The 6,513-nt window shown below is 41.4% G+C and carries 5 protein-coding genes; 4 read left to right on the top strand and 1 reads right to left on the bottom strand.

From position 1 onward, the window contains the following. From argS to WBA23_RS25270, 3 genes are all read left to right on the top strand, one after another. On the top strand, nt 1-1,572 hold a 1,572-nt coding region (gene argS, locus WBA23_RS25260), incomplete at its 5' end, for an arginine--tRNA ligase (RefSeq protein WP_424585056.1). A 159-nt stretch (nt 1,573-1,731) separates the two neighbouring features. Further along, nucleotides 1,732-2,622 (top strand): 1,4-dihydroxy-2-naphthoate polyprenyltransferase, encoded by an 891-nt coding sequence (locus tag WBA23_RS25265; RefSeq protein ID WP_424585057.1) that lies wholly within the window; start codon nt 1,732-1,734, stop codon nt 2,620-2,622. 95 nt (nt 2,623-2,717) lie between these two features. Continuing rightward, the gene (locus tag WBA23_RS25270) at nt 2,718-3,560 is read left to right on the top strand and encodes a universal stress protein (protein WP_424585058.1); all 843 of its coding nucleotides are present in this window, start codon (nt 2,718-2,720) and stop codon (nt 3,558-3,560) included. 6 nt (nt 3,561-3,566) lie between these two features. On the opposite strand, the gene pyrE is transcribed toward WBA23_RS25270, so the two are convergent. Then, entirely contained in the window at nt 3,567-4,220 is a 654-nt protein-coding gene (gene pyrE, locus WBA23_RS25275) for an orotate phosphoribosyltransferase (RefSeq protein WP_424585059.1), read from the bottom strand. A 192-nt stretch (nt 4,221-4,412) separates the two neighbouring features. Here pyrE and WBA23_RS25280 point away from each other — a divergent pair. Then, a partial coding sequence (locus tag WBA23_RS25280; RefSeq protein WP_424585060.1) for a PAS domain-containing protein occupies nt 4,413-6,513 on the top strand: 2,101 nt, incomplete at its 3' end.

A 6,513-nucleotide genomic window follows, 5' to 3' on the forward strand; every position in this document is an offset into this window, starting at 1 on the left:
GACTTTAACGTAGTGAAAGGCTTTTTGAATATAGAATTAGCCGATTCAGTATGGGTTAGTGTTCTTCAATCAATTCTTCAGCAGTATCAATCGGAACAACCCTACGGATTTCAGCCTGACAATGCGAAGAAGGTAATGATTGAGTTTTCTTCTCCTAATACCAATAAACCACTGCACTTAGGCCACCTACGAAATAATTTTCTGGGCGATGCTATGACAAAAATTCTGCACGCCAATGGTTACGCCGTGCATAAAGTTAATATTATAAACGACCGAGGCATCCATATTTGTAAATCAATGCTGGCCTACCAAAAATTTGGTCAGGGCGAAACCCCTGAATCGGCTAAAATCAAAGGCGATCATCTGGTAGGAAAGTACTATGTAGAGTTTGATAAGCACTACAAAAAGCAAGTAAAAGAACTTCAAGAGGCGGGGCAGGACGAAGAATCGGCAAAAAGAGAAGCTCCTCTAATAAAAGAGGCTCAAGAAATGCTAAAACAGTGGGAGCAGGGTGATTCCGAAACGGTGGCTTTGTGGAAAAAAATGAACAGTTGGGTGTACGAAGGGTTTGATGCCACCTATCAAAAAATTGGAGTTTCATTTGATCAATTCTATTACGAATCAGATACATATTTGCTGGGAAAAGATATTGTGGAAGAGGGACTGGAAAAGAAGGTCTTTTATCAGAAGGAGAATAACTCAGTTTGGATTGATTTAAGCGATGAGAAGCTAGATGAAAAACTAGTACTACGAGGCGATGGCACCTCGGTATACATGACGCAGGATTTGGGTACTGCTGAACTGCGGTACCACGATTGGCCTTTCAACCAGCTAATATACGTAGTTGGTAATGAGCAAAACTACCACTTCAAAGTGCTATTTTCTATTTTAAAGCGGTTGGGTCGTCCTTACGCCGATGGTTTGTTTCATTTATCCTACGGAATGGTAGACCTTCCTTCTGGCAAGATGAAATCACGAGAGGGAACGGTGGTGGATGCTGATGATTTGATTGACGAAGTAATCCAGCAAGCTCGGGAAAAGACGGAGGCACTGGGTAAAATTGAAGAACTAACTTCCTCTCAAGCCGAAGAACTATTTCAAATGCTAGGGTTAGGAGCTGTCAAATACTTTCTGCTAAAAGTAGATCCCAAGAAGCGAATGTTATTTAACCCAGAGGAATCGGTGCAGCTTCAGGGGGATACGGCTCCTTTCATTCAGTATACTCACGCTCGAGTTTCGGCTATCTTACAAAAAGCGAAGCGCGATGGAATCACTCACGAAGTGCCTGACTCTTTGCAAGAAATTCATTCTTCTGAACAGGAAGTAATAGAAATTCTCGCGGCCTTCCCGCAGAAAGTTCAATTGGCTGGAACGGAGTACGCCCCTTCTGTAATTGCTCAGTATGTGTTTGAGTTAGCTAAAGCCTACAATCGCTTTTATACTGAGGTATCCATTTTTGCTGAGAAGAATGCCGAAAAAGTAGCTTTTCGGGTAGCGCTATCATCAGCCGTAGCACAAACCATTTCTCTGGGACTAGGTTTGTTAGGTATTCAAGCTCCTAAGCAAATGTAAAACGATGGAGGCCAGAGTCGGAAGACCGAAAAAGGTAAAGATCCAAAGGAATATGAAAGAAAAGAATAAGACAGTGACTATAGGTTTGATTATTCTTCCAGCCTTCAGTCTCCGGACTCCGGTTTCTCATTTCCCCTACAAACGATCATTGAGCTAAGTATGCGTGATTGGATTGAAGCGGCTCGTCCTCGTACATTGCCTTTGGCGCTGGCATCCATTGGAATGGGAGCGTTTTTGGCCGCTTCAGCGGGTCATTTTCGGTGGGAAGTGCTGGTGCTCACGGTACTGACAACTATTTTCCTACAAGTGCTCTCTAATTTTGCCAATGATTATGGCGACTCCATTCACGGGGCCGACGGTAGTGGTCGGGAAGGACCCCAGCGGGCGGTGCAATCGGGGGCAATATCTCCCGCTGCCATGCGCCGAGCAATGAGCATATTTGCACTGCTATCGTTCGTTAGTGGGGTTGCATTATTGCTCATTAGTATTCGTTGGAATACGCTGGTGCTTATCATATTTCTGCTGTTAGGCTTATTAGCAATCGCGGCTGCAATTACCTATACGGCTGGCCGAAAACCTTACGGCTATGCCGGTTTGGGCGATATTTCCGTACTAATTTTTTTCGGGCTAGTAGGAGTAATGGGTTCATTTTACTTGCATGCTACTTTTTTTGATTCGCTTACCATATTACCCGCCCTAAGCTGCGGACTATTATCAGTAGCCGTACTCAATGTGAATAATATTCGGGACATTAAAACTGACTCATTGGCAGGTAAAAGATCTATTCCGGTACGCTTGGGGCGTAACCGTGCCGTAGTCTATCATTGGTTGTTGCTGTCGTTAGGTATTCTTTGTTCAGTAGTTTATGTGTTGCTCTCGTATAATACTGCCTATCAGTGGATATTCCTCCTTAGTGTTCCTTTGCTCGTGAAAAATGGAATAGCCGTGCAAACTAAAACTAAGGCTGCCGAGCTAGACCCCTACTTAAAACAACTAGCTTTATCTACCTTAATTTACGTGCTTACATTTGGAATAGGCCACCTACTCTAAAGAAAATTAAAAATTTCTCGGCAGAAATGTTCGTATTTTTCGTATACTACCGGTGAAATAGTAAAGAATTCTTCCACTCTTCAAAATACTTTGTTATGAAAACTATTTTAGTCCCTACTGATTTTTCCGATCAAGCTACCTACGCGCTAGATTTAGCGGCAGGACTCGCTCAAAAAAGCAACGCTAAAGTGCAGCTCCTCAATGTAGTAGAAGCCCCTCATGGCTCATCATTCAGTGCTATGGGAGAAGTAAGCACTCCTAATGCCCAGGATAATCTATACTTTGTTCAGTTGATAGAAGCCGCGAAGAAAAAATTTGACGAAATGGCTGCTGAAGGTAAATATGCTAATATCAAGCTGGAAGGAGTAGTAGAAGTAGGTCATCCATTTGAACATATCTCCCGAACCATTACAGAACATCAAGTAGATTTAGTAGTGATAGGGTCTAAAGGCTCTTCTGGCCTAGAGGAAATATTTGTGGGGTCTAATACCGAAAAAGTGGTGCGCCGTGCCGATTGCCCAGTGCTAACCGTAAAAAATCCAGTAAAGACCAGCGAAATTAAGAATATTGCGTTTGCTACTAACTTTCGGGGCGATCATTCTAAGCTAGTTCAACAACTAAGTGATTTACAAAACCTATTTGATGCTACCATTCACATGGTGAGTGTAAATACCCCTAGTAACTTTGAAAATGACCGTTACTACAAAAAAGCTATGAAAGAGTTTGCTGAACAGCATCAGCTAGAAAACTACACAATGAATGTGTATAACGATGATCCGGAAGAAGACGGTATTATTTACTTTGCCGATGATATTAATGCCGATATGATTGCTTTGGGTACGCACGGTCGCACCGGAATTGGCCGCTTATTGAGTGGTAGTATTGCTGAAGATATAGTAAATCATGCCAAACGTCCGGTCTGGACTTTTCAACTGTAGGCAATGTTACCCCTGCCAGTCGGCGGGAGATTTGCGCCAGCTCTGTAAAGAAGTTAAGCTACTAGCCGAGATCAGACGTTGCTCTACTGCTTCTTTAAGTAAAATATCATAATTACAAAGCGAGAAGAACGGTATTTCTGCATTAGCAAATAGCTCTTGGGCCTGATCGAAACCGTAGGTGAAAATAGAGATTAGGCCCATTATTTCAAATCCTGAAATATCTAGGGCTGCGGCTGCCTTGGCTGAACTTCCCCCAGTAGATACCAGGTCTTCAATAAGGACTACCTTTTGGCCTGGAGTAATTTCTCCCTCCACCATATTAGTCATACCGTGGGCTTTAGGCTTAGGCCGCACGTAGAGAAATGGTAAGTCAAGCGCATCAGCTACTAGTGCTCCTTGAGCAATGCCTGCCGTGGCTACTCCCGCAATAGCTTCAGTACCCTGAAATCTTTTCCTGATCACTTCCGCCAACTCGTGCTTAATATAAGTCCGAGTATCCGGATACGATAGGGCTATTCGCCCATCACAGTAAATCGGAGACTTCCATCCCGAACTCCAGGTGTACGGTTGCTCAGCATTAAGCTTTACTACTCCAATGTTTAAGTACATCCGGGCGATACGTTCAGCCACAGATAAATTCATTTGTCCAGACCAACTCATAGTCACAAACTTAACTATTTGCCAACAAAGTATACACAATTTCAGAATTTAACTTCTTCCTAATAATCATGCCCTCTTCTTTATACCACAAAGAAATAGCGTTTAAACACATGACGTAAAAAAATTAAAATATTAATACAAATCTTACATTAGTGATATTTTTTGTATATTTGTATTTAACTTACTTTTTTTATGATAAAAGAAAGGGTTGGTCGCTTGCTAAATGAAGAAAAAGATGCTGTATTGCTGCTAAGCGAGCGGGGAGAGCTTCTTTTTCTTAATGCTGTAGCATCTACGTATTTCCAAGAAGTAGGTATCACTAATGCTATTCTAATTTATTCCTTAGTATCACCCGATACAGAAGCAGTTCTTCGGAAGCTTCTCAGCCAAAAAGAATCACCCTATTCAACTACCTTAAATTTTAGAGGAATTATTGAGGCTAATTATAGTCAAATTCTGACTCATTTTTGGTTAAGCCGTACTTCCACTTCACAGGAAGATATATTTATAGTGATATTGGAAATAGCTACTAAAACGAAAGCTACTCCCGAGTCAGTAAGGTTCTATAAAACAATCATCGATCATTCACCTGACATTGTATCAGTATACGATGCTGATTTTAATTGTACTTACGTAAGTAACCAGGCATATTATCAGTTAGGACATTCACTGAGTGACTACTACACTAGCAACGGCTTTTTGCAATTTTTAGAGGTATCTTATCGTCCAGCGGTTGCTTTGGCAATAGAGAAAGATACCCGAAACAGAGTACAGTTTTCTAAGTATTACTATTTTGCTCATAAAAAGAGTGGGGAACCGGTAAAGATTACTAATTTTATTACAAGAATTTTTGAAGAAAACAGTCAACTGTATCAAATAGTCGCTAACGAACGGATTTCCTTGGTGGAAACAAACATACTGACGCCTACTAAAACACGAGAAGAACTCATTTTAGCTGATACTAACTATCATATATACTATATCAGCCAAAGCATTAAAGAGCTACTGGATGTAGCACCCGACAACTCGTTATCATTATTTTCAGTGGTTCACTCTGATGACCATGCTAAACTTTTGACGACCCCAAGCCGGCAAGGTGATACTACCTCAGTGAGTAGCATCCAGCTACGTATCCTTCAGTCGCTTGAGTCATTTCGGTCAATTGATGCTACTGTCCACCGTTTCTTCAACGATCATGGTCAAATGGTGTGCATCGTTATTCGGTGGCAAGAGTTGGGTGACTATGAAGAAAATCAAGCTTGGCTACCGACGGTCGGTGAACAAAGCTTACCGCAGTCTGCTTATGTTGATCCAACGGAAAACCTACAAGAACGCGCTAATCTCTTCTTAAATCAAGATTTAACTATTCGCAACATCAGCTCAGAAGCAGAAGAAGCTTTAGGGTATGCAGCCGACGAATTGCAAGGTCAGAATATAGTGGCGTTAATCCATCATGATGCTCAGGTGGCTGTAAAAGAGCAGATAGCAACAGCTTTTTCTCAACCTGTACCTAATGTAGTATGTTTAGTTAAGAAAAAAGATAATACATATCAACCTTTTGATATAGCTCCTAAAACAATTGATGAAGGCGGTGGACCTACCACTTTGGTTATTACTTTACACACAATGAGTTTTACTGATCCGAAGTTATTTCAAGTAGTTCTTGATCACTTACCCGATGCGGTATTTCTGCTCAAGTATTCCGATTTGTCTATCATTGAAGCTAACTCTTCAGCTAGTGTCCTTCTTCAAGAAGATCGTTCCCAGCTGGTAGGAACTGATTTCTTCTCACTATGGGACGCTCAAGTAACTGGTCAGTTACGACTGTTTTTCAATCATGAAGCAAAGTTTGCTACTCAAGATATTCAGTACATTACGCGTCAGGGGCGTTCATTCTGGGGAAATACAACCATCAAACCCATGATAGATGGATCAGTATCTCAGGAAAATATAGTTGTGCTACGCATTGTGGATATTACTGATCGTAAAGAGCAGGAGATAAAATTACAGCGATATTCTGCTCAAGAATCAATTAGCGCGCGCGAGAAGTTCTTATCTGAAATTAGTCACGAAATACGTACCCCGCTAAATGCTGTACTGGGAATGACACATCTGATGTTACAGAGCAACCCGCGGGAAGATCAGCGGAAGATGCTGCAAACACTCAAGTTTTCAGGTGATAACCTCACGGCATTAATTAACGATCTACTCGATTTATCAAAAATTAAGGCAGGTCAGCTAAAATTAAGTAATAAAGAATTTAATCTGATTGAATTTATTCAGGGCACCAAAG

The sequence above is a fragment of the Tunicatimonas sp. genome (genome assembly GCF_049647865.1).
Taxonomy (GTDB): domain Bacteria; phylum Bacteroidota; class Bacteroidia; order Cytophagales; family Cyclobacteriaceae; genus Tunicatimonas.